This window comes from Vibrio cidicii (assembly GCF_009665415.1).
GTDB classification, from domain to species: Bacteria; Pseudomonadota; Gammaproteobacteria; order Enterobacterales; family Vibrionaceae; genus Vibrio; species Vibrio cidicii.
The window spans coordinates 3,092,535-3,114,107 of the sequence record NZ_CP035921.1; the positions used below are offsets into that span (position 1 = coordinate 3,092,535).

The following is a 21,573-nucleotide window of genomic DNA, read 5'->3' on the forward strand; positions in this document are numbered from 1 at the left end:
ACAATATAGCCCTAAAGAACCAATACCGGTTTTGCCACGTGCTAAAACCGGATTTAGGACGCTTTCGCCCAGCTCATTGGCCACTATAAGCACATCACAGATTAAAAGGAGATGCGTGATGCGGTTCTATATTTTGGCTTGGCAGAAGTACGCGGACTTTGCAGGGCGAACATCGAGAGAAGAGTTTTGGATGTTTATGTTGTTCCATCTATTACTGACGTTGTTGTGCATTGGCTTGGATATCGCTTGGCAAAATGGGAGCTTGTTTGACCTGCTGTACAGCGTCGCAACATTACTGCCGTTACTCGCGATTACGGTGCGACGTTTACATGACATAGAGCGCTCTGGCTGGTGGTGTTTGGTTTTTCTTTTGCCCATTTTTGGCCCTTTACTACTGCTGTATTGGCTAACGCTGAAAGGGCCTTTTGCGAGAGAGAGGAGCGCAGGATGAAGCCTTATCTGACTCTGCTGTTATTGCTCGCTCCGCTAGCATGGGGACAAGATGAAATGACACACAACTTACCGCAAGGCGCACTCGGGGTTGTTTCTGTCGGGAAAATGAACCAAGGCGAGTTGATCTGGCTGCGTGGCCGTGTCGGGGATGGACGCTACACACATATGAATGAGCAAGGTCAGCATTGCACGCTCTCAGTGCCCGTCGCAGTGGGGCAGATAGGCGACAGCGGGCTTGGAATTGAGGAAGCTGCTGGGCTGTCAATTATAGTCATGAGCGATAAGCTCAATCACGCTTTACTCAGTGGTGAAAGGATACTGAGCGATCAATGGCAGTTTGTTTTTTGGCCGCGAAAAGGAGCAGCGAAATTACCGCAGGCGGATGGCTATATTGTGCAAGGGATTGAGGCCAAAGAGAGTTTTGTGCTCAATTCCAAGCGGCGTTGGGTCTCTTGGCTGACCGGAGATTCACGTTTGCTGCGCTGTTGGTGAGAGAAGCGATGTGAGGAGACCATTGGTGGATAGACTTTAATGATACTTTGCGTTATACAACATGCTTCCCATAATCGTTTTTGCGAGGCAGCGCATGTTTGAGAGTTTTGGTGTGATTAATATTTGGACCTATATGCTGGGGCTGCTGATGATCATTTTGGCCCCCGGTCCCAACTCTATCTATGTGCTCAAATCTAGCTCAACTTTTGGCATCAAAACCGGCTACAAAGCGGCGATGGGTGTACTGGTTGGTGATGCGATTTTGATCCTGCTCTCTTATTTAGGTGTGGCGTCTTTGATCCAAACCTCACCGCTGCTGTTTACCATCATTCGTTATCTGGGCGCGGCTTATCTGCTCTATTTGGGTTTCAAACTGATCCAACAATATTGGCAAAAGCCGATGTTAGATGATCAAGGTGTTGCGCGTCCGCGCAAAGTGGAAAAGGTGTTTGCTAAAGCGCTCACCTTGAGCCTCACCAATCCGAAAGCGATCTTGTTTTATGTCTCCTTCTTTATTCAGTTTATTGATTACACCTATGAGCACACTTGGATTTCGTACCTGATCCTTGCCACGATTTTGGAGGTGTTCAGCATTGTCTACCTGAGCGTGTTGATTTTTGTCGGTACCTCGCTCACGCAGCTGTTTAAGAACAATCAGACACTGAGCAAATTAGGCAACGGATTGCTTGGGCTGCTGTTTATGGGGTTTGCAGCGCGACTTGCCAGTTTAAGTTAAGCACCTAAAGATAAAAAACAGCCAGCATTTCGCTGGCTGTTTTAGTTGCGAGATAAGCGACAGCTTAGTGACTGACCAAATGAAGACCGCTAGGAAGAGCATCGCCAAACACGCGTTTAGACTCGCTTTCAGAAAGCGCTTTGACCTCTTCGACCAAGCTTATCCACGCATCCGGCACTCGGCTCTGTTTCAGTTTTGTGAGCACTTGTTGGCGGAAATCTTCAGAGATATCAAAGAGACGATCACCTGTTTTACGACAAATCATCACCGCAGCGAAGGCGATCATCGGTTCTTTTTGCCAGTTTTGATCCAATAGCTTCGGTAACCATTGTTCCGCTTGCTCACGTGGAATGACACGATGTTGGCTTGCGTAGAGCGGTGTACGAGAGGCCAAACGGCCGATTGCCCACCAGTGTGCTTGTTCAAATTGGTTTTGATTCAGTGCTTTGCTCAAAAACCAACTGGTTAGCAAAACTTTGTCTTCCACTTCAAGATGCTCTAGAGACGCGGCCAGTCGAACCATGGCTTCGTAGCCCATATCTTGAGCGGCTTTTGCTGTTTGTGGGTTTTTCATCGCGCCAGGGTGCAAGTACTTGGCAATGTCGGCAAGCAGCGTTTCTTGTTGCTCTTGGTTCAAACCACCAGCAATACGGCGCCAGAATACCCACCAATCGGTCCAACCTTGATGATTTTGGAACTGGATTCCTTGTTGGTAGAGCCCCCACACTTGCTCGATACGCCAAGAATCCGTGGCATCACCAAAACCCGGGCGAAGAGAAAAGCCCGCTAAGCGCAGCCAGTTCTTTTCGTGTTGTTCAGAGCGGCGACGACGTTTTCGGCCTTGTGCAAAGGCATCAAACAAGTGGCGTAGGGTGGTGAAGTCCCATTCATCTCGCTTGCCAAGTTTGCGTTCAAGCTCTTTGGCTAACACTTTGATCTCATTGCCTTCGCCACTTTTCTTGTTGCCACTATAGAGGCGAGTAATGAGTTCTTTGCACTCATTCAATCGTGGGTGAAGTGTGGCGTGTTCTTGTTCTTCCGCTTTTTTGTTGCGAACTTCAAACTCCAGTGCCCAACGTTTGTCCTCTTCTTCGACACTGACGCACTCCATCTTCAGGGTGCCGACTTCGGTCAATTGACAGGCGAGTTGAACTTCTACACGCTCTTTCTGGTTTGCTTCCAATTCTGCGCCTTCCCCCTGCAATGTAACGATATACGGGGGAAGTGGGGTGAAGATATCAGGGTCGATGTCCGCCATGACGCCGTTTTGAATCGCCACATGGTGCGACAAGGCATCGTGCGTTGAAGTCAGCAGGTTAAAGCGTACGGGTTCACCAAGGGTGAGCGAGAAGCGTCGTCCAGTGAGACGAATTTCTTGTCCTTCTTCGGTGCCTTTTGCAAGCAAACAGAGCGCTTTGCCCATTTTGTTTTTTTCTTGCAGATGCAAAAAGTAAGAGCGAGCAGAACCGCCGCCGATTTTTAGTTGTGCACCGCGGCGGGCTTTGGCAAAGGCTACGGCCCCTAATGCCACCGACCAATCGGGATGCGGGTTATCAAGGACGGTGACCGGTGCGCCGCGCCAGCGACCGAGCAACTCGGTCATCCGCGCCGTGACGAGGTCACTGTTAAACACACCGCCGTTCAACAACAGACCTACCGGAATGGCAGGTTGCTCACCCTCTAACTCTCCTAACGCAGCATGAGAGACTTGTTGGTGCTGAGATAAAAACTCGGCCACGTGTTTGCTCACTGCAGGATCGGCAACATAAGGCAAACCAAATTCGACCACGGCGCTGCGGCGTTTATCCGGCGTTTGAGTAAAATCAGAAAGCGGGAAGAAGCCGTCGAGGGCGATTTGATGAACTTCTTGTTTGTTCAAAGCGATGCTCTTGGTGCCGCCAAGCAGTTTGGAACCGCTGCCCAGCATGGTGATCTTCACTTCTTCCGGTGCCTTACTCGAGAGGAGTTGCTCTTTGGCTTTGCGTGTTTGTTGAATCAGTTTGGTGAGGCTGGCAGCATTGAGTTTTTTGCTTTGATTAAAGCGCTGCTCCGCTAAATGCGCGAGGGCCAAATCTAGGTTATCGCCGCCGAGCATGAGGTGTTCACCCACCCCGATGCGATCCAAGGCGAGTGCATCTTGGTTAAATTTTGCTTCAATCAAGCTTAAGTCGGTGGTGCCGCCGCCGACATCGCACACTAAAATCAGCGGGATTTCTTTTAATAACTCTGCGGCGCTGTGCTGGTGGCGCGCATACCAGTCGTAGCAAACCGCTTGAGGTTCTTCGAGCAGAAGCACTTGGCTTAAGCCTGCCAGTTGAGCGACTTCTAAGGTCAGCTTACGTGCGGTTTCATCAAATGATGCCGGTACGGTGATCACCACCTCTTGGTCTTCAAGCAGATTGCCCGGGTGGCGATGATTCCATGCCTGGCGAATGTGATTAAGGTAACTGGCACTGGCAATAACAGGGGAGACTTTCTCAACATCGCTGACCCCGGCCCAAGGCAGTATTTCTGAATGGCGATCAACCGCTTGATGAGAAAGCCAGCTCTTAGCGCTTGAAACCTGACGCCCTTCCACCTTCGCGCCCAGTTCGCGTGCCCATTCACCAATGATCACATTAGCAATGTCGCCAGGCACATTTTGGTTTTCCCACGGTAAGGTGAGATCGGCAGGCGCGATTTGCCCGTTGGCAGGGTGGTAGCGAAAAGAGGGAAGCAGCGGTTTACGAACCACTTCACCGGGGCCGATAAGCTGGTCAATATCGAAAAGGGAGACGTTGGATTGTTGTAAGTTCTCGGTCAGTTCGCAAAACGCGACCACCGTGTTCGTGGTGCCTAAGTCAATGCCGACAAGATAGCGAGGAGATGCCATGACAAACCCTTGATTGATTTAAAAACGGCACCCTTCGGATGCCGTTTGTTTTGTTCGATTATTCTGCCAGAGAGACATCGTCACGCACGTCAAATTCCACGTGCCATTTTTGACCATTGTCCACTGCAATCGCTTCTAAATACAGCGTGCCAAGTTCAGTCACGCGTGAGGCCAATGTCACAGGCACCACTTCGCCTTCACGGCGACCTTCGGAAACCGGTAACGTTACTTGAATTTCTGGTAACTCTTCAAGCTCATCTTGGCCCCAATGGTCCAAATGTGTTCCTGCAAGATCGTCGCGACGAACCGTTGAGCCAAAGAATTGGAAGTTCACTGGTTGGCCGATGATCAAACCAAACTGCTGGCTTGGTACGTCGACGCTGGTGCCTTCTTCCATGCCAAACGGAGCCACACACAGTGCTTCCATTGGAGGAGCCATACCCGGAATGGCAGGCATTGCGCTCTCGATACCGACATAATAGCTTGAAGCAATACCACCGCGGATACGTACACCTTGACCACGACGCACTGCGCCATAGTAAGCCGCGCCGCTCGCCACCGCGAGATCCAAATCGACGCCGGTGAGTCGTTTTGCCATCTCTGCATCAGCGTCAAGCAACCATTCGTTGATGGTCTCTTCCAAACGTTCTGCCAATAGCGATGATTTCAGCACACCACCATTGAACAAAATCGCGGTCGGTTTGATGAAATCGACAGCAGCTTGTTGAGCCATGCCCGGCATTCCACCAACAAACGGGTTGTAATCTTGTCCAGGTAGCGCTTCACCGTTGGCATTGGCTTGCTTCGACAAGAAAGCCGCAATGTGGCGAGTGATGCCTGCGTCTTGTGCATAAGGCAAGCCCATCTGGGTTAGTGCACCGCGGTTACGTTGTACTGGGTGTTCGGTGATCGCGACTTTAGGGAAGAAGCCATCGACGAGCATTTGCTGCACTTCTTGCTGCGTCAGCTCGGTTTTCAGTGTTGCGCCGAGCAACTTAGAACCGCGGCTTGGCACGACAATCGGTACCGATTGCAGTTCGGCATCATTGAGCAGCGCTTCTTTCGCGTCACGACAAGCGTGCGTCATGGCTTGTACTTGCCAAGGTTGCAGTTCTTTGCCTTCCTGAGCCAGCTTCATCTTCAAGCTGTAGGCGAGGGCAAGATCCATGTTGTCACCGCCCAGCAGAATGTGTTCACCGACAGCGATACGTTTGAGGGTCAGATTACCTTCTTCTTCGGTCACTTCCACCAAAGAAAGGTCAGTGGTACCACCGCCGATGTCCACCACCAGCACGATATCACCAACGGTGACTTCATCGCGCCATTTGTCATTGCTGTTGTCGATCCAGTTATAAAGTGCCGCTTGAGGCTCTTCCAACAAGGTAAGATGGACAAAACCCACATTGCGCGCTGCTTCTGCAGTCAGATCGCGCGCCGCAGGATCAAACGACGCTGGTACCGTAATGGTCACGTCTTGCTCTGATAGCGGGTGATTTGGTTGTGCGTGATCCCACGCCTGCTTTAGATGCTCTAAATAAAGCTCGGTGGCGCGCAATGGTGAGACTTTTTCAATCTCTTCTGGGCTGCCTGCAGGCAAAAACGCATCACGGCGATTCACGCCACCATGGCAAAGCCAAGATTTCGCACTGGCCACCAAACGCAAAGGCGTTTTGCCGCCCAGATTACGGGCGATCGCACCGACAAGGGCAGTCGGCTCTGTCGTCCATGGCAACACGCGTGATGCAGGGTTCATCTCATGCTCATGCGGCTGGTAAAGAAAAGAACCAAGCTGGTTGCGAGACTCAACGGTGCCCGGCGCCGTCAATTGTGGAATAGCCATCACTTGTACGCGAGCGTGCTCGTCTTGTGTATCGAGGAAAGAGAGCACGCAGTGGGTGGTGCCAAGGTCAATACCGATACTGAATTTGGCGGCTTGCTCAGCCGCAGGTGTATTATGCATTTCCATTACAGCTCAACCTCTGCGGGTGCGATGATCGAAGCGTCGTAGTTTTCCGCCAGTTTAGGTAGCGACATCGCAGAAGCCTTCCAACCTTTGTGGATTAAGGTGCCGTTAAATGGCGCATTACCCGTTACGTTTCCGACTAAACGGATCGCTTGAGGGTTAAAACCTTCTTCAACCACAATGCGGCTCTCTTCGTCTTCGTTACGGATCGCTTCGAGCGTCACGTACTCTTTCAGTACTTTTTGGCCACCGTTATGAATAACACGCGCTGCAGCGCCCACTTCTTCATCAGAGAATGTGGTGAGATCTTCTTGTAGGAAGTCAATCAAGCGAGCTTCTTGCTGCATGATGGAAAGCAGTTGCATCGCAGAATCGGTGGATGCGGTGGCAAGCTTAGATTGCACTTCCACCACTTTTTCAATCACTTTTTCAACTTCAACGACTTTCTCTACTTCGACGATTTTTTCGACCGGCTTTTCCACTTCAACGATCTTTTCAACCGGTTTCTCAACCACTTTTTCGATCACTTTGCTTTTGCGCGAAACGGCAACCAAGAGAAGCAAAACACTCGACGCCGCAAGGCCTGCATGCAGCATATCGAATGTTTGAGGAATAAGGTTTAAATCAATGTTCATGCTATTTTTTCTCTAATCGATTGATTTAAAGGTGCGTGGATTGGCTCATTTGCCGCAAATTCAAGGGCGATTTTGCGACGTGCACCTAGTCTAGACATAAAAATGGTGGCTGATAGTAGCATATTCAAGTGAGGAGATTGTATTAAAACCGCTTGCAACCCCTGAATTTACGGCGGCTTTGCTGAAAATATCGTCAAATGGCGGCCTGTTTTTGGCGACGGATTTTCGCCAACGTGCACAAGGCACAAAGAATCTTGAACAGTTGGGGTGAAAATAAGCAAACAACCGCGCTTAGGTCGAGTTTCTGCTTTCTCTGGGGTACAATTTCGCCCTTTAACAATCAACCGCGAGAAAAAGGCAATCTATGAACCATAACCGAATTGTTTGCTTTGATTTGGAAATGTGCTGCTGGAACGAGGATGGCGTCGGGCGCACTGGTGAAATCATTGAAATTGGTTTGGCGGAAATTGATTTGCTCCGAGGTGAGATTGTGAAACGCGCGCAGTATTACGTTAAACCGGAACACGACGAAGTGTCGCTGTTTTGCGCCGAACTGACGGGCATTACGCCGCGAAAAATTGAGAAGCAAGGGCGGCCGCTCGCCGAAGTGGTGAAGTCGATGATCAAAAATTTCGGCGGCAGCAATAAGATCTATACCTCCTGGGGCAGAGACGACCAGATCCTGTTCAAAGAGTGCCACGCGAAAGGGATTGAGCCCCCGTTTAGTGAGTTTATCAACTTGGCTACTTTATACCGCATTCAAAGTCGCCTCAAAGATAAGCGCATTGGCCATCGTCAGGCGCAAGAAGCAAAAGGCATCGATTGGGAAGGGAGGCAGCATTCGGGCTATGTGGATGCCTACAATTTAGCCAAACTCGCTTTAACCATGTTTTAGGCTCAGATGAAAAGCGAGCGTCATTAAATCTTCATCTCGCTTTTCATTTTTGTTCATCTTGCGCCACTAAACTTGCTACAAATCATAACAACTCAGTTGGCAAATAAAGATGTTACTTTCCGTGCTTTGGAGTGTGGTATTTGTGTTCGGTAGTGGAGCAGTCTACCGTTGGCATCAAAAACCCGTCCTGTAATCTTTGAATAAGGTAAAAACGCGCCGAGTGCGCGTTTTTTATTGCATTTTGATTGGCGAATTCGCTTTACGACTTATCGATCACTTGCAGTTTGGCGCGGATAAACTCGCGGTGATCCACATAGAGCAGCTCGGCCGTTTTGCGGATCACTGAGTCCTCCAATGGGTCAATATCGCCATCGGCGTGCGCCACCTCCCACATACCTTTGATCAACTCAAAACGCGTCTCTTGCGAAAGCTCTCTTAGTTGTGATGTGAACTCATACAGCGACGCGGCTTGAGCAACGCCACTTTGCGCCTGAGTAAGTAACGTTTCTACTTCGTCATCACTTAAATTGAGCAGGCGCTTAAGTAACTGACGTTTGACCGCTTGCTCGCGCTCGTCGATTTGATGATCGGCGCCAGCAACTTCACACAATAAGCTGGCAATGGCCAGATTGGGGTTGTTGGCGGCGTTTTGGCTCAAATCTGTGCCATCAAGCAACTGTTTAAAGAGAGTGGTGAGTTTGTTAAACATGTCGGTGACCTTTTCAATCGCAATACTCTTTTAACATGATAGCGTTAATGCCGTTTCACAACCGCTATCAATAATTTTATTCTGCCGCGCTGTTACTCTTCTGCACTGGTCGCTGGAAAATCGACACAACGGCCATCACTGGAGAGCAAGCTGACTCGCTTTGGCTTTCCGTCAGCATCAAGATAGAGCTCGCCAATGGCGCTGTGGTTAACTAAACGGTAAAAGCGTTGGTTGTCTGGGCTACGCTTTTTGATTTTCAAGCGCTTACGTTTGGTGAACCAGTTAAGCGGCGAACGAGGGCTGTAAAGCAGTCTATCCATCGCATCACAAAAGCGCAGCAGTCGCGCAGGAAAATGATTTTTTAATCCGCTGCAGGTGATTTGGTAGATATTGGGGCTGGATTTGCGAAAGCGCAACTTGATGTCATAGACGAACGAGTAGTGCACATCTCCCGAGAGAATGACAAAGTTGGTTGGCGTTTTGGTGTGGGTAAAAATGCTGATGAGCGTATTGGCGCTGCCCGGATGCGCCATCCAGTTTTCGGCGTCGATCAGTAAAGGTTGACCGAGCTGGGTCATGATGCGTTGCAGCATTTCGATAAACTTGACACCAAACATCGGCGCGGCAGAAACGATGATCACTTTTTCTTGATGCATCAGCTCCTGTTGCAGTTCGACCAGAGCTTCCCAATCCATCAAACCAGACGGCTTATTCATGCGTGATTCCGAGCGCCAGCGTCGGGTTCGGGTATCCAGCACCACCACTTTGGGTTCGGTAGGTATGGTGTAGTGCCAATCTTCAAAGCGATAGAGCAGTTGAATAAACGCGTCTTGATGCTCCGCAGTCGGGGAGTGAAAATAGCGCTGCGCCGCGAGGAAAAAGCGCTCGTCAAACTTTTCCGGCGCGTTGCCCCAACCCTGACAGAGCCAATAAGAGAGCAACCCGTTACCAATTATGCGGCGAGAAAACGGATGTTGATAGGCGGCCGTCTCCCAGCCAATGGTGAGGTTCCAGTCGTCGGTCACGTCGTGATCATCAAAAATCATGTAAGTCGGCAAGTGAGCGAGCAAGCGTTGCACACTCGGCAAACCGGCAACAAAATCGTCAATCTGTTTGATTTCTTTGTGCCACAACTGTTGCCATTTCTCGCTCAGTGTCTGCCCAGCCCACTCAAACGCTTGCTCTTTCAGGCGCTCTCGGTTAACCAGTTGCCACGCCTGCGGCGACCACACCAGCAGATACATGGCAAAAAACTCGGCAAAGCTGATGAGATGGTTTTCGCTTTCAGTGGAACTGAACACCGGTTGGCGGCGAAAACGCGTTAAACGAGCAAACAGGGTGGATTGGTCGACATAATCTGGAAGAATCTGATCGCGAGCATAAAAGCAGCGCGGATCTTGATAGAGCGCCAAGCTGTCTTGAAAAGGCGCGTCGACAAACGTTTCGTTGGCTAAACCGAGCCGCTCAATGAGCTGCGTGATGGCGTCCAACGTTGGTCCGGCGACATGGTCAGCGTAAATTTGATCGCCACTTAGCAGCAAGAGATCAGGGCGCTCTGCTGGCGAAAGCGAGGCAACTTTTTTATCCGCTGCGATCAAGGCATCAGCGCTGCGATGGTGCGGGTTACGACAGGAGCCATGCAGAATGTAATCTGCGGTTGTTCGCACAGAAAATGCAATCCCTTTTGTTTCATCTCCCTCGTAGCAAAGGTGCGGCACAAGCTCAGTGATCGCTCCCGCTTGAGTATGAATTTGATAAAACAGCGCGCAGTTGGTTGGGTATTCGCCAGCAAAATGCCACAGCGCGACAAAAGCATGCTCACCCACTTGTTGTTGCTGAGAAAGGCTCAGCGGCGCTTGATAGAGTAATTTTTCGCCGCTTTCATCGAAGACCTGAAAAGTGCCCTCAATCGGTTCGCTGCTCACCAGCCAAAGGTTGATTTCGCTTGCGGTCGTTTTCCTGAGAATTGGGCCTGCCAGAATCAGCGGCAGAGAAGAGTGCGGCGGGTTTGTCTGGGTCAATCCTTACTCCTAGCGGTGTAACTAGTTATCGTTAGTGTCGTCTTCAAGCACTTCGATCACTTCAGCGCTGGAAAGTTCGTGTCCCATGAGAAAAATCGCCAACATCGCATCGGCTTTGGTTTTGGTGTCGCTGGCTTCGGCTAAAATCTGTTCGAAACGATGGCGGATCATGGCGATTTCATGTTCAACAAAGCCGCGTCCTTCCTCTTCACCTTGCAGATCATCGGGCGCGTTATCAAATTCAAGAAACAGCAAATCGCCGTCTAAGCGAGTGTTCACCAGCCTTTCGGGTAGCCATTCCTCTCCCATCACAAGGTCAGGATCGCAATCATCGGGTAATGAGATGAGGATGTTTTTAAGTTCGGAAGCTTTCACATTCAATTCAAATCAAAGGCAATATCTATTATTGTAACGGCTAAATATCGATGAGCCTAAACCGTTTTTCATGGTTTTGTTAATTATTTACGCTTGACGCACTGTCATTGATGGAATGTGTATATAGATGAAGAAAAAGTTATTCATTATGGGGCTTGGTGCAGTTTTTTTTCTGCCTAGTCAGACGGTTAAAGCTCAGCAACCGGATTGGGGGATCGCGGCTATGTATCGAGTTGCCTCGATTCCATTTGATACTAGCGGCGGCGACCAATCAGTGAGCACCTTTGTCCCGATGATGTTTTACAACGATGACAACCTGTTTATTCGTGGCACCGAAGGCGGATTTTATCTACTCGAATCCGAAAATCAAAAGTGGCAGCTCAACGCGTTAACTCGACTGCGCTTTATCGATATCCCTAAAGTGGCGCAAAATTCGATTGAAGGCGACAAAGCGGATTTCGGTCTGCAGCTAGCGCATCATTGGGACGAAAACTGGCGTTTGGAAGCGGAAATTATGGCTGACAACGAGTACCGTTTTCACTCCAATTATCGTTTGGCGGCCAAATATGATTGGGGCGATTGGGAATTGGAGCCGTCGTTTACGCTCAGGTATAAAGAAGCCGATTTCAACAGCACCTACTTTGCCTTCTCTGATATCACTCAGCAGCACATTGGGGCAGGAATTGATGCGAACTTGGGTTTGAAAACGCGCTATCACGTGGCGTCAAATCTCTATCTGCTCGGGCAAGCCAGTGTGACTCGTTTAGACAGCAATGCCTACCATAGCCACGCCGTGGAAGATCGCTATCAAGGCGAGTTTTTTGTCGGGTTTGGATTTTTCAACGACAAGAACAAAGAACGCAAGTCGTCTTTGAGCAATAAAGCTTACGTACGTGTGGCTCACGGTTGGGCAACGCCGTCCAATATTGGCGAAATCTTTAAATTTGAACAAGAAAAAGATCCGTACAACAACCAAATGAGCTCATTTTTTTATGGTCATCCTTTAACCGATGAGCTATTTGGCCTGCCTTTGGATATCTACCTGCATTCGGGAATCGGCCATCATTGGGCATCGCAAGTGCAGAGCTCGAGTACCGAAACAGTTGTGTCCATTAAAGCTTATTACACCTTCAATTGGCCGACTAAGTGGCGTTTTGGTTTTGCCGAAGGGATGTCCTACATCGACAACATTACCTATATCGAACAGACCGAAATGGATGAAAAAGGCTACACGCCAAGCCATTTGCTCAACTATCTCGACTTTTCGTTTGATGTGAATGCCGGAGAGTTGTTTGGTCAATCAGAATGGAAGAATGTCTGGTTTGGCTACTCGCTTCACCATCGCTCGGCGATATTTGAAAATGCCTCGCAATTTGGCCGGATTAAAGGCGGCAGCAATTACAACACTGTGTATCTGCAGTTTGATTTTTAAGCCCTGATGCTTTACTCGGTACGCAGTTGTAAAAAGGCCCTCACATCATGTGAGGGCACAAACTAACCGGCACGAAAGTGGGCAAAATGCGTTCAGTCCATTGGTGTACCAGACAGTGGATATGGTGCGCTCGTGACTAGGCGCAGTGATTAGGCGCTCAGCGTCGCCAAGTGCTGCGTTGCTGAAGCGATGCCTCTGCTGGCAAATTCGTCACCCATGTTGAGCGCTTCTGCGTAGACAAATTCAACCTCAGTGATACCGATAAAACCCAATACGGTGCGCAGATATGGTGTGACGTTATCGCTGGCGGCGTCTTTGTGGATCCCGCCGCGTGTGGTGATCACAATTGCTTTTTTGCCTTCAATCAGACCTTGTACGCCCGCTTCGGTGTATTTGAACGTCACACCAGCGCGCGCAATCAGATCAATCCAGTTTTTCAACTGAGTCGGTACCGTGAAGTTGTACATTGGGGCCGTGATAACCAGCGTATCTGCTGCTTTCACTTCGGCAATTAGCGTGTCTGAAAGCGCAACAATCGCTTGTTGCTCCGCGCTCAACTCGCCGCTGGCACGCAGTGCTGTCGCCACTTGGAAGTCCAATACAGGCAGAGGTTGCTGCGCTAAGTCACGCACCGTAATTTCTTGTTGGTCGATATTTTTGACCAATTCATCGACCAGTTTATTGGATTGAGAGTAGTCGCCAAGAATGCTGGATTTAAGAACGAGAAGACGAGACATAGGAGATTCCTTAAGCTTTGTTGCAAAGTATGTGGCCATTTTAGTCCCTTTTTGTTGAGTGAGAAGTCAAGGAACTTGGTAATCTCATTCGAAAAATTAGAATAATGCTCGTTGGTGGCTTTTCTTGAGGCTGTGGTACAATCCGCGCAGTTTTAAGTCATGAAAAGAATAGGAAATGCTTTGACGTCGTCACAGCCCAATACACAATCCAAGCCGCCGGAGCAAAAGGCTCAGGCGAATACCGCCGCCTCGTTACGCCAAGCGCTCAGTCAGTGCTTGATCAAAGATCGCTTCCGTCTCAGTAAGCGCATTTCGGGTGCCAGCAAAATCAAAAAAGAGTCAGCACGTCACGCCGTGTTTGATGAGATAGCACTAGATATCGCTAAATCGATGATGGAAGTGGAGCAGCGCTGTCGTCTGCAACCAAAAATCGACTACCCTGAAATCCTGCCTGTTAGCCAGAAGAAAGATGACATCGCGAAAGCGATCGCTGAGCATCAGGTGGTGATTGTGGCCGGGGAAACAGGGTCAGGGAAAACCACCCAGCTACCGAAAATTTGCGCCGAGTTGGGCCGAGGTAAATTTGGCCTGATCGGTCACACTCAGCCACGCCGTTTGGCCGCTCGTTCTGTCGCCAGCCGCATTGCCGAAGAGATGGAGACCCAGCTTGGCGATTTCGTCGGCTACAAAGTCCGTTTTAACGATCAAATCTCTGAAAATACCCAGATCAAACTGATGACCGACGGTATTTTGCTGGCGGAAATTCAGCACGATCGTTTTCTCAATCAGTACGACACCATCATCATTGATGAAGCGCATGAACGCAGCCTCAATATCGATTTTATTCTCGGCTACCTCAAAGAGCTGTTGCCGCGTCGTCCAGATCTCAAAATCATCATTACTTCCGCGACGATTGATCCGGAGCGTTTTTCTAATCATTTTAGCGGCGCACCGATCATCGAAGTTTCTGGCCGAACCTATCCGGTTGACACTCGCTACCGCCCACTAAGTGGCGAAGATGAAGACGATCGCGATCAACTCGAAGGTATTTTTGAAGCCGTTGATGAGCTGTGTGATGAAGGGCTGGGCGACATCCTGATCTTCATGAACGGTGAGCGCGAGATCCGCGATACCGCCGATGCCTTGGCGAAACGAAAGCTCAAAGACACCGAAATTATCCCGTTGTACGCGCGTTTGTCAGCCGGCGAGCAGAATAAAATCTTCCAGCCGCACGCTGGGCGTCGCATTGTGCTGGCGACTAACGTCGCGGAAACCTCGCTGACGGTACCGGGGATTAAATATGTGATTGATCCGGGTACAGCGCGCATCAGCCGTTACAGCTATCGCACCAAAGTGCAGCGTTTGCCGATTGAACCCATTTCGCAAGCTAGTGCCAACCAGCGTAAAGGCCGTTGTGGACGGGTGGAAGAGGGGATCTGTATTCGGCTTTACTCTGAGGAAGATTTTAACTCACGCCCAGAGTTCACCGATCCGGAAATTCTGCGCACCAATCTAGCTTCGGTCATTTTGCAAATGACGGCGCTCGGCCTTGGCGATATTGAAGCGTTCCCTTTTGTTGAAGCGCCGGATAAACGCAACATCCAAGACGGTGTGCGTCTTTTAGAAGAGCTGGGCGCGATTGACTCGCAAGCGAAAGATGCCAACAAACGTCTGACCGCGATAGGCAAGCAGTTGGCCCGTTTGCCGATTGACCCGCGTTTAGCGCGCATGGTGTTGGAAGCGCCTAAGTATGGCTGTTTGAAAGATGTGATGATCATTGCCGCTGCGCTCTCCATCCAGGATCCGCGCGAGCGTCCATCGGACAAACAGCAATCGTCGGACGATAAACATCGCCGCTTCTTCCACGAAGAGTCTGATTTCCTTACTTTCGTTAATTTGTGGAATTACATTCAAAAGCAGCAAAAAGCGCTTTCGGGTAACCAGTTCCGCCGCCAGTGCAAAGAGGATTACCTCAACTACTTGCGGGTGCGCGAATGGCAAGACGTCTATTTCCAAATCCATCAGTCGATGCGGGAAATGGATTTCAAGCTGAATGATGAACCGGGCTCATTTGATGCGGTTCACAGTGCCATCTTGGTCGGTCTGTTATCGCACATCGGCATGAAAGATCAGGAGAAGAACGAATATCAGGGCGCACGCAATGCCCGTTTCCATCTTTTCCCTGCCTCCGGCCTGTTTAAGAAGCAGCCGAAATGGGTGATGTCGGCCGAGCTGGTGGAAACCTCCAAACTGTGGGGACGCGTGGTAGCGAAGATCCAACCAGAATGGATTGAGCCGCTCGCCAAACACCTGATAAAACGCAGTTATAGCGAGCCTCATTGGTCGAAAAAGCGTGCAGCAGTGATGGCTTATGAGAAAGTGATGCTGTACGGCATTCCTATCGTGCCAAAGCGCTTGGTCAACTACGGCAACATTGACGCCGCAGTGAGCCGGGAGATTTTCATTCGCAGCGCACTGGTGGAAGGAGAATGGGAAACCAAACACGCTTTTTTCAAGCAAAACCGCAAGTTGCTGCAAGAAGTGGAAGAGCTTGAGCATAAGTCGCGTCGCCGTGACATCTTGGTCGACGATGAGGAGCTGTTCCAGTTCTATGACCAGCGTGTAGGCACAGACGTTGTCTCTGGGAAGCACTTTGACTCTTGGTGGAAACAAGCGGCGAAGAAAGACCCTGAACTGCTGAACTTCGAAAAAGAGATGCTGTTTAAAGGCGACGCCAGCCATGTCACTGATTTGGACTATCCGAATTTCTGGCATCAAAACGGCCTGAAACTCAAGCTCAGTTATCAATTTGAACCGGGCGATGACAGCGATGGTGTGACGGTGCATATTCCGCTGCCGATTCTCAACCAAGTGGATGCGGCTGGGTTTGACTGGCAGATCCCAGGCTTGCGTCATGAGCTGGTGGTGAGCTTAATTAAGTCGCTGCCAAAGACACTACGCAAGAATTTTGTTCCCGCACCGAACTATGCAGATGCGTTTTTGGCGCGTGTGAGCGCGATGGAAATGCCGTTATTGGACGCGTTGGAGAAAGAGCTGCGCCGTATGACAGGTGTGGAAGTGCTGCGCGAGGATTGGAAACTCGATCAGGTACCCGATCACTTGAAAGTCACTTTCCGCGCGGTGGACGAGAAAAATCGCAAATTGAAAGAGCACAAAGATCTGCACGAACTGAAAGAGAGTTTGAAAGAGAAAGTGCAGGAGACGCTCTCCAAAGTGGCTGATGACGACATCGAGCAGCAAGGTTTGCATACATGGAGCTTTGGTGAGCTTCCACAGGTCTATCAGCAAAAACGCGGTGGGTATCAAGTCAAAGCCTACCCAGCGATTGTCGATAAAAAAGACAGCGTGGAGATCAAGCTGTATGAAACTGAGCAAGAGCAGGTTGCGGCCATGCGCGCAGGTCAGCGCCGTCTGATTTTACTCAACGTGCCATCGCCGATTAAGTATCTGCACACCAATTTGCCGAACAAGTCGAAGCTTGGCCTCTACTTCAACCCGTATGGCAAAGTGCTCGATCTGATTGACGACTGTATCGCCTGTGGTGTGGATAAGCTGATTGAAGAGCAGGGTGGTTTGGTCTGGGAGCCCGAAAAATTCGAGGCGCTCAAAGAGCATGTTCGTGCCGAGTTGGGTGACACTGTGGTTGAAATTGCCAAACAAGTGGAAACTATCCTCACTACCGCCTTTAATATAAATAAGAAGTTGAAAGGTAAGATTGATTTCACCATGGCGTTTGCACTGTCTGACATCAAGGCGCAAATTGAAGGTTTGATCTTCAAAGGGTTTGCTACGGAGTGCGGCTGGAAGCGTTTGCCAGATATTCTGCGCTACATGCGTGCAATTGAGCGTCGCATGGAGAAGCTGCCGATCGATCCAAACAAAGATCGTCTGCATATGCTTAAGATCGAATCGGTGGTGAATGACTACAAAGAACTGCTAAATAAAATTCCGAAAGGGATGGCCGTACCAGACAATGTGAAGGAGATTCGCTGGATGCTGGAAGAGCTGCGCGTGAGTTATTTTGCCCAGCAGCTTGGCACGCCGTATCCGGTTTCGGATAAACGGGTTAAAAATGCAATAGATGCTTGCTAATTCCGCACTTGGATGTAGGCATATTAATTGCAGAATGTATAATAGCGGGCATTGATACGTCTATCAGGAGGCAAAAACCTGCCTCCTGACAGACTGACAAACAAACGAGAGAAGGTTAACGATGAAAAAGACTCTTTTAGCACTAGCGCTTGTTGGCGCGTCATCAACAGCGATGGCGGATTCATGGATTTACGGCGGTGCGACGGTCGGTCAGTCTGACTTTAAAGGCGAAAGCGGCACTTCCTACTCAATTCACGCGGGTACAGGCATTCTGCCAATCATTGGTATCGAAGCTGGCCTAACTCAACACGGTACTTTTGATATCGATTACTCAGGCACGAAGCGTGATACCAAGCTACGTTCTTACTACGCAGCACTTAAACCAAGTATCGATGTAGGCCCACTGCACGTTTGGGCAAAAGGTGGCCTTCATCAGTGGGATAAGTCTGTTACTGGCCTATCTGCACAAGACGACGATGGCGTCGATATCATGTACGGTGTTGGCGCAGAATACTTTATCTTTGGTCCACTTTCTGTTGGCGCAAGCTACATGAACTACACTACAGATAAAGACGATGTGGGTACCTTCTCACTCAACGCGACAATTCATCTCCTATAAGCCGCTCGACTTATCATGGTAAATCCAATAAACCGCTAATTTATTAGCGGTTTATTTTTATCCCCACTTTGTCAAAGCGCGCACCAATTGTTGGTTGATCGGTCTGATACCACTCGCTTGGCATCGACTTTTCCAACCCTGCCTGTTTTAAGGCTTTCAGTTCCTCCTTGCTAATCACCACATACTCTAGCCAAGTTGCCAGCAAACGCTCTAGCTGCTCCAAGGTAATGTTTTCATTATCTTTCCAAAAACCTTTCAGTAAGCCAACCACACTGAGTTCTGGTACTAAAGGTTCAATCACGCTCTGTTTGCGGTGAGTTATCTTGCTCGAACGCGGCAGTTGCTCTCGCGCTAAGTTCCAGTCCGGTTTGCCGTGGCGACTCACCAGTCGATGGCGATAGCAGTAGTAGGGAAACAGAAAGCGTTCAATCGCGTGCCAGCGTTCGGCTTTGATTTCTAAAAGTATGTGTTGCAGCTCTAAATGTTCGTCGTACATGGTGGTTAGGTGCATTGTTCGAGGCGATTTTATAGCGCTATAAAATATCAGAATCGGGATTTAGTTGATACTCAAGGCGTTTTTTTTCATCATCTGCTTTGTAAAGCTAACTGGATGAATTTTAATGAAAACAGGAAAAATCTCTGCCCTCGGATTGCTCTTTTTTCTCCCGCTCAGCCACGGCGTACTTGCCGAGGCAAGCAGTGTAGATGAAACATTGCTTAACCGTTATGTCAAAGGACGGGTATTTGTTGAACAAGTGGCTGGCGACCACAGTGATCCTCGTTGTTTGGCTTGTACGGCGCAAAGTGTGATTGAATTTGACACTCAGACGCCCACCGCAATGTACAGTTTACCCGGTGAAGAAAACGGCTACACCAGCATTTACAAGTATGAAAATCAGACGATTCGCCTCAATGGTGTGCTGTTTCACATCAAAACCGCTGGCAGTCAAGTTGCACTAGAGAGCGAAACTGGGGTAGTGTTTCTTTCCAACTGAGGGAACCACTCCGACGTGTTGTCCCTGTTTCAAGGAGAGAAAAGTCATGTCTCAATACACCGCGACAGTTCATTGGCAGCGTCAAGCTGACGAGCCGTTTTCTGATAATCTGTATAGCCGCGGACATGAGTGGCGTTTTGATGGTGGGGTTGTGGTTCCCGCTTCAGCGTCGCCGCATGTGGTCCCTTTGCCTTTATCGGTGGAGCAAAACGTCGATCCTGAAGAGGCTTTTGTTGCCGCGCTATCGAGCTGCCACATGTTGACTTTTCTGGGAATTGTGGCGAAAAAGCGTTACGTGGTGGAAGAGTATATCGATCACGCGGTTGGCCGCATGGAAGAGAATGAACAAGGCAGAATGTGGGTTTCGCAGGTGGTACTCAGGCCGAAAATTCGCTTCGCTGGTGAGTTGAAGCCGACACGTGAGCAACTAGAAAAGTGGCATCATTTGGCTCAACAGCACTGCTTTATTGCCAACTCGGTAAAAACGCAGGTAACTACGGAGTTTTAGCAAATAATTGTAATACATGTGAAAATGTCCGTTTGCCGAACAGTAATTTACATATGTGATACGATGTTTATAAAATTTGTTGAGCATTGAGTGGTTATCACAAAAATTAACAAATAATTTACAAATCCCACCAATCCTTGAAAATCTATCCTACGGTTAATGAGCTCCTCAGAGGTCTGACTAGTTATAAGGAATAGAAAATTGAAAAGGAAACTACTCTTTGCTGCTCTCTGGCTAGTGAGTGTCAGTAGCTTGGCCGGAACCAGCGCTGCCTCACTTGATCAAACAGGTTATACCCAAACTCGCTATCCCATTGTGCTTGTGCACGGCTTATTCGGCTTTGATAAGCTAGCTGGGGTCGACTATTTCTACGGCATTCCAGAATCGCTCACTAAAGACGGCGCTAAGGTGTACGTGGCGCAGGTCTCCGCGACCAACAGCAGTGAGGTGCGTGGTGAGCAGTTGCTCGCGCAAGTTGAAACCTTGCTCGCAGCCACTGGGGCGGAAAAAGTGAACCTGATTGGCCATAGCCATGGTGGGCCAACGGCACGTTATGTTGCTTCTGTTCGGCCTGATTTGGTGGCGTCGGTGACCAGTATTGGCGGTGTTCACAAAGGTTCAAAAGTGGCAGATTTAGTGCGTGGCCACGTTGCTGAAGGCTCTGTCACGGAAGCGCTGGCGGTGAAACTTGCCGAAGGGCTCAGTGGGCTGATTGGTTTGCTTTCTGGTGACAGCTCGCTTGAGCAAGATCCACTCGCCTCGCTTGATGCCTTGACCACGCAAGGTTCGCTGCGCTTTAACCAGTTTTACCCTGAAGGCATTCCAAGTTCAGAGTGCGGTGAAGGGGATCTTCTCGCTGCGAATGGCGTCTATTACTACTCTTGGACAGGTGCAAGCACGTTCACCAATGTGTTAGATCCGATTGATGCACCGATGGCGATTTTGGGTTTGGCATTTAGTGAGCCAAGCGATGGTCTGGTCAGTACATGCAGTGCGCATTTGGGCAAAGTGATCCGTGATGACTACAAAATGAATCATCTAGATGAAATCAATGGCCTGCTTGGCATTCATCATCTGTTTGAGACCGATCCGGTGACCTTGTATCGTCAGCATGCGAATCGTTTGAAACTGCAAGGTTTGTAAGGATAGCCAATGAAAAAGACCGTATTGAGCATAATTATTGTGATCGCCTTGGGGAGCTTCATTGCGGTCTTTTATCCAACGGCAGAACGAGCGGCGGTGCAAGACATTCGCACCGCTGCTCAAAAGGATACCGAGCTCGATATCGCCTCTGGTCGGGCGCTAATGGATTACTCTCTCAGCGCTTTGGGTGAAAAACCGTTGCATCAGATCCAAAGTGAATTCACCGCGCTTGGCGAAGTGATTCAACCATTGCAAATTGACGAGCGTCTGTTTGCGACCTATTTGCAATATAAGCAAGCACTCGTCGAGTTAGAACCCAATTGGAGTACGCTCGATAGCCTTGCCTTCACCGAGTTACACCAATCTTTGTTGGCGCTACAGCAGCGCTTTTTTACCGACGAGCAAATAGCACTGCTTTTTGCCGAAGAAAATCAGTTGAGAGCGCTCGCGATAGAGAAAATGCGCCTGCAGAGCAGCGCACTCAATCAGCAAGAGCAGCAGGTCATGTGGCAAGCTCAATTAGCTGATTTACCAGAGTATATTCAGCAAAGTGATGCGAATTGCAGGTTGATTGGTGAACTTAGCCAAACTGAGCAAGAGGACAGGCAAAGTGCCTACTTAAAGCGAGCTGAGTTGGTGGGAGAGGTTGGGGCGCAGCGGTTGAGTCAACTCGACGCGCAGCGCCAGCAGTTTGCCGATGAGTTGCAGAGCTATCTGCTTGCCCGCAGCGAGATTCTGCAGGCAGACTTTCTTAGTGCAGAACAAAAGCAGCAGCAGATTGAAGCGATGCGAGCCAGCCGCTTTGCTCAAAAGCAGTGGCGACGAGTCGAAGCGTTAGAGCGCATTCAAGACGCATCGCAATCTGTAAACTGAAA

Annotated in this window: 19 protein-coding genes; 11 read left to right on the forward strand and 8 right to left on the reverse strand. The window is 49.5% G+C overall.

Features of this window, described 5'->3' with window-relative positions; translation table 11 throughout:
* Window positions 1–118 precede the first annotated feature (118 nt).
* From EWA64_RS15085 to leuE, 3 genes are all read left to right on the forward strand, one after another.
* Window positions 119–451 carry a DUF805 domain-containing protein gene (locus tag EWA64_RS15085; protein WP_061894000.1) on the forward strand — a complete coding sequence of 111 codons (333 nt, stop codon included), beginning with the start codon at window positions 119–121 and terminating at the stop codon, window positions 449–451.
* Window positions 448–945 carry a hypothetical protein gene (locus EWA64_RS15090; protein ID WP_061894001.1) on the forward strand — a complete coding sequence of 166 codons (498 nt, stop codon included), beginning with the start codon at window positions 448–450 and terminating at the stop codon, window positions 943–945. Before EWA64_RS15085 ends, EWA64_RS15090 begins: the two co-directional genes overlap by 4 nt.
* Window positions 946–1,039: 94 nt before the next feature.
* Window positions 1,040–1,681 carry a leucine efflux protein LeuE gene (gene leuE, locus EWA64_RS15095; protein ID WP_061894002.1) on the forward strand — a complete coding sequence of 214 codons (642 nt, stop codon included), beginning with the start codon at window positions 1,040–1,042 and terminating at the stop codon, window positions 1,679–1,681.
* Between the two features lie 64 nt (window positions 1,682–1,745).
* On the opposite strand, the gene EWA64_RS15100 is transcribed toward leuE, so the two are convergent.
* From EWA64_RS15100 to EWA64_RS15110, 3 genes are read right to left on the reverse strand one after another with little or no spacing between them, the layout of a single operon-like run.
* Complete coding sequence (locus EWA64_RS15100) at window positions 1,746–4,553, reverse strand: Hsp70 family protein (protein WP_061894003.1); 2,808 nt, start codon at window positions 4,551–4,553, stop codon at window positions 1,746–1,748.
* 58 nt (window positions 4,554–4,611) lie between these two features.
* Window positions 4,612–6,519 (reverse strand): Hsp70 family protein, encoded by a 1,908-nt coding sequence (locus EWA64_RS15105; protein WP_061894004.1) that lies wholly within the window; start codon window positions 6,517–6,519, stop codon window positions 4,612–4,614.
* The gene (locus tag EWA64_RS15110; RefSeq protein ID WP_061894005.1) at window positions 6,519–7,151 is read right to left on the reverse strand and encodes a DUF2760 domain-containing protein; all 633 of its coding nucleotides are present in this window, start codon (window positions 7,149–7,151) and stop codon (window positions 6,519–6,521) included. Before EWA64_RS15110 ends, EWA64_RS15105 begins: the two co-directional genes overlap by 1 nt.
* A 364-nt stretch (window positions 7,152–7,515) precedes the next feature.
* On the opposite strand from EWA64_RS15110, the gene EWA64_RS15115 reads away from it, so the two are divergent.
* A complete protein-coding gene (locus EWA64_RS15115) occupies window positions 7,516–8,046 on the forward strand; it encodes a 3'-5' exonuclease (RefSeq protein WP_061894006.1) in 531 nt (176 codons plus the stop codon).
* A 259-nt stretch (window positions 8,047–8,305) separates the two neighbouring features.
* Here the strand turns inward: EWA64_RS15115 and EWA64_RS15120 are convergent, their stop codons facing one another.
* The 3 genes from EWA64_RS15120 to EWA64_RS15130 form a co-directional block, all read right to left on the reverse strand.
* Window positions 8,306–8,755, reverse strand: a complete 450-nt coding sequence (locus EWA64_RS15120; RefSeq protein WP_039426079.1) for a tellurite resistance TerB family protein — start codon at window positions 8,753–8,755, stop codon at window positions 8,306–8,308.
* A gap of 92 nt (window positions 8,756–8,847) precedes the next feature.
* The gene (locus EWA64_RS15125) at window positions 8,848–10,776 is read right to left on the reverse strand and encodes an alkaline phosphatase D family protein (RefSeq protein ID WP_061894007.1); all 1,929 of its coding nucleotides are present in this window, start codon (window positions 10,774–10,776) and stop codon (window positions 8,848–8,850) included.
* 21 nt (window positions 10,777–10,797) lie between these two features.
* Entirely contained in the window at window positions 10,798–11,151 is a 354-nt protein-coding gene (locus tag EWA64_RS15130) for a VC1380 family protein (RefSeq protein WP_061894008.1), read from the reverse strand.
* A gap of 148 nt (window positions 11,152–11,299) precedes the next feature.
* Here EWA64_RS15130 and EWA64_RS15135 point away from each other — a divergent pair, with 148 nt between their 5' ends.
* On the forward strand, window positions 11,300–12,583 hold the full coding sequence (locus EWA64_RS15135; RefSeq protein ID WP_244881439.1) for a MipA/OmpV family protein: 1,284 nt from the start codon (window positions 11,300–11,302) through the stop codon (window positions 12,581–12,583).
* A 149-nt stretch (window positions 12,584–12,732) separates the two neighbouring features.
* Here the strand turns inward: EWA64_RS15135 and EWA64_RS15140 are convergent, their stop codons facing one another.
* Window positions 12,733–13,320, reverse strand: coding sequence for an FMN-dependent NADH-azoreductase (locus EWA64_RS15140; protein WP_061894010.1), 588 nt, complete (start codon window positions 13,318–13,320; stop codon window positions 12,733–12,735).
* Window positions 13,321–13,479: 159 nt separating this feature from the next.
* On the opposite strand from EWA64_RS15140, the gene hrpA reads away from it, so the two are divergent.
* Window positions 13,480–17,433, forward strand: a complete 3,954-nt coding sequence (gene hrpA, locus EWA64_RS15145) for an ATP-dependent RNA helicase HrpA (protein WP_170320328.1) — start codon at window positions 13,480–13,482, stop codon at window positions 17,431–17,433.
* 121 nt (window positions 17,434–17,554) lie between these two features.
* The gene (locus EWA64_RS15150) at window positions 17,555–18,052 is read left to right on the forward strand and encodes an outer membrane beta-barrel protein (RefSeq protein ID WP_039444112.1); all 498 of its coding nucleotides are present in this window, start codon (window positions 17,555–17,557) and stop codon (window positions 18,050–18,052) included.
* A gap of 43 nt (window positions 18,053–18,095) precedes the next feature.
* Here EWA64_RS15150 and EWA64_RS15155 read toward each other — a convergent pair whose 3' ends face one another.
* Complete coding sequence (locus EWA64_RS15155; RefSeq protein ID WP_061894012.1) at window positions 18,096–18,548, reverse strand: hypothetical protein; 453 nt, start codon at window positions 18,546–18,548, stop codon at window positions 18,096–18,098.
* Window positions 18,549–18,672: 124 nt separating this feature from the next.
* Between EWA64_RS15155 and EWA64_RS15160 the strand changes: the two genes are divergently transcribed.
* From EWA64_RS15160 to EWA64_RS15175, 4 genes are all read left to right on the forward strand, one after another.
* Window positions 18,673–19,047: a hypothetical protein gene (locus EWA64_RS15160; RefSeq protein WP_061894013.1), complete on the forward strand. Its 375-nt coding sequence runs from the start codon at window positions 18,673–18,675 to the stop codon at window positions 19,045–19,047.
* A gap of 46 nt (window positions 19,048–19,093) precedes the next feature.
* Entirely contained in the window at window positions 19,094–19,555 is a 462-nt protein-coding gene (locus EWA64_RS15165) for an OsmC family protein (RefSeq protein ID WP_061894014.1), read from the forward strand.
* Window positions 19,556–19,756: 201 nt separating this feature from the next.
* Window positions 19,757–20,698, forward strand: coding sequence for an esterase/lipase family protein (locus EWA64_RS15170; RefSeq protein ID WP_061894015.1), 942 nt, complete (start codon window positions 19,757–19,759; stop codon window positions 20,696–20,698).
* A 9-nt stretch (window positions 20,699–20,707) separates the two neighbouring features.
* On the forward strand, window positions 20,708–21,571 hold the full coding sequence (locus EWA64_RS15175; protein WP_061894016.1) for a lipase secretion chaperone: 864 nt from the start codon (window positions 20,708–20,710) through the stop codon (window positions 21,569–21,571).
* Window positions 21,572–21,573: the final 2 nt, after the last annotated feature.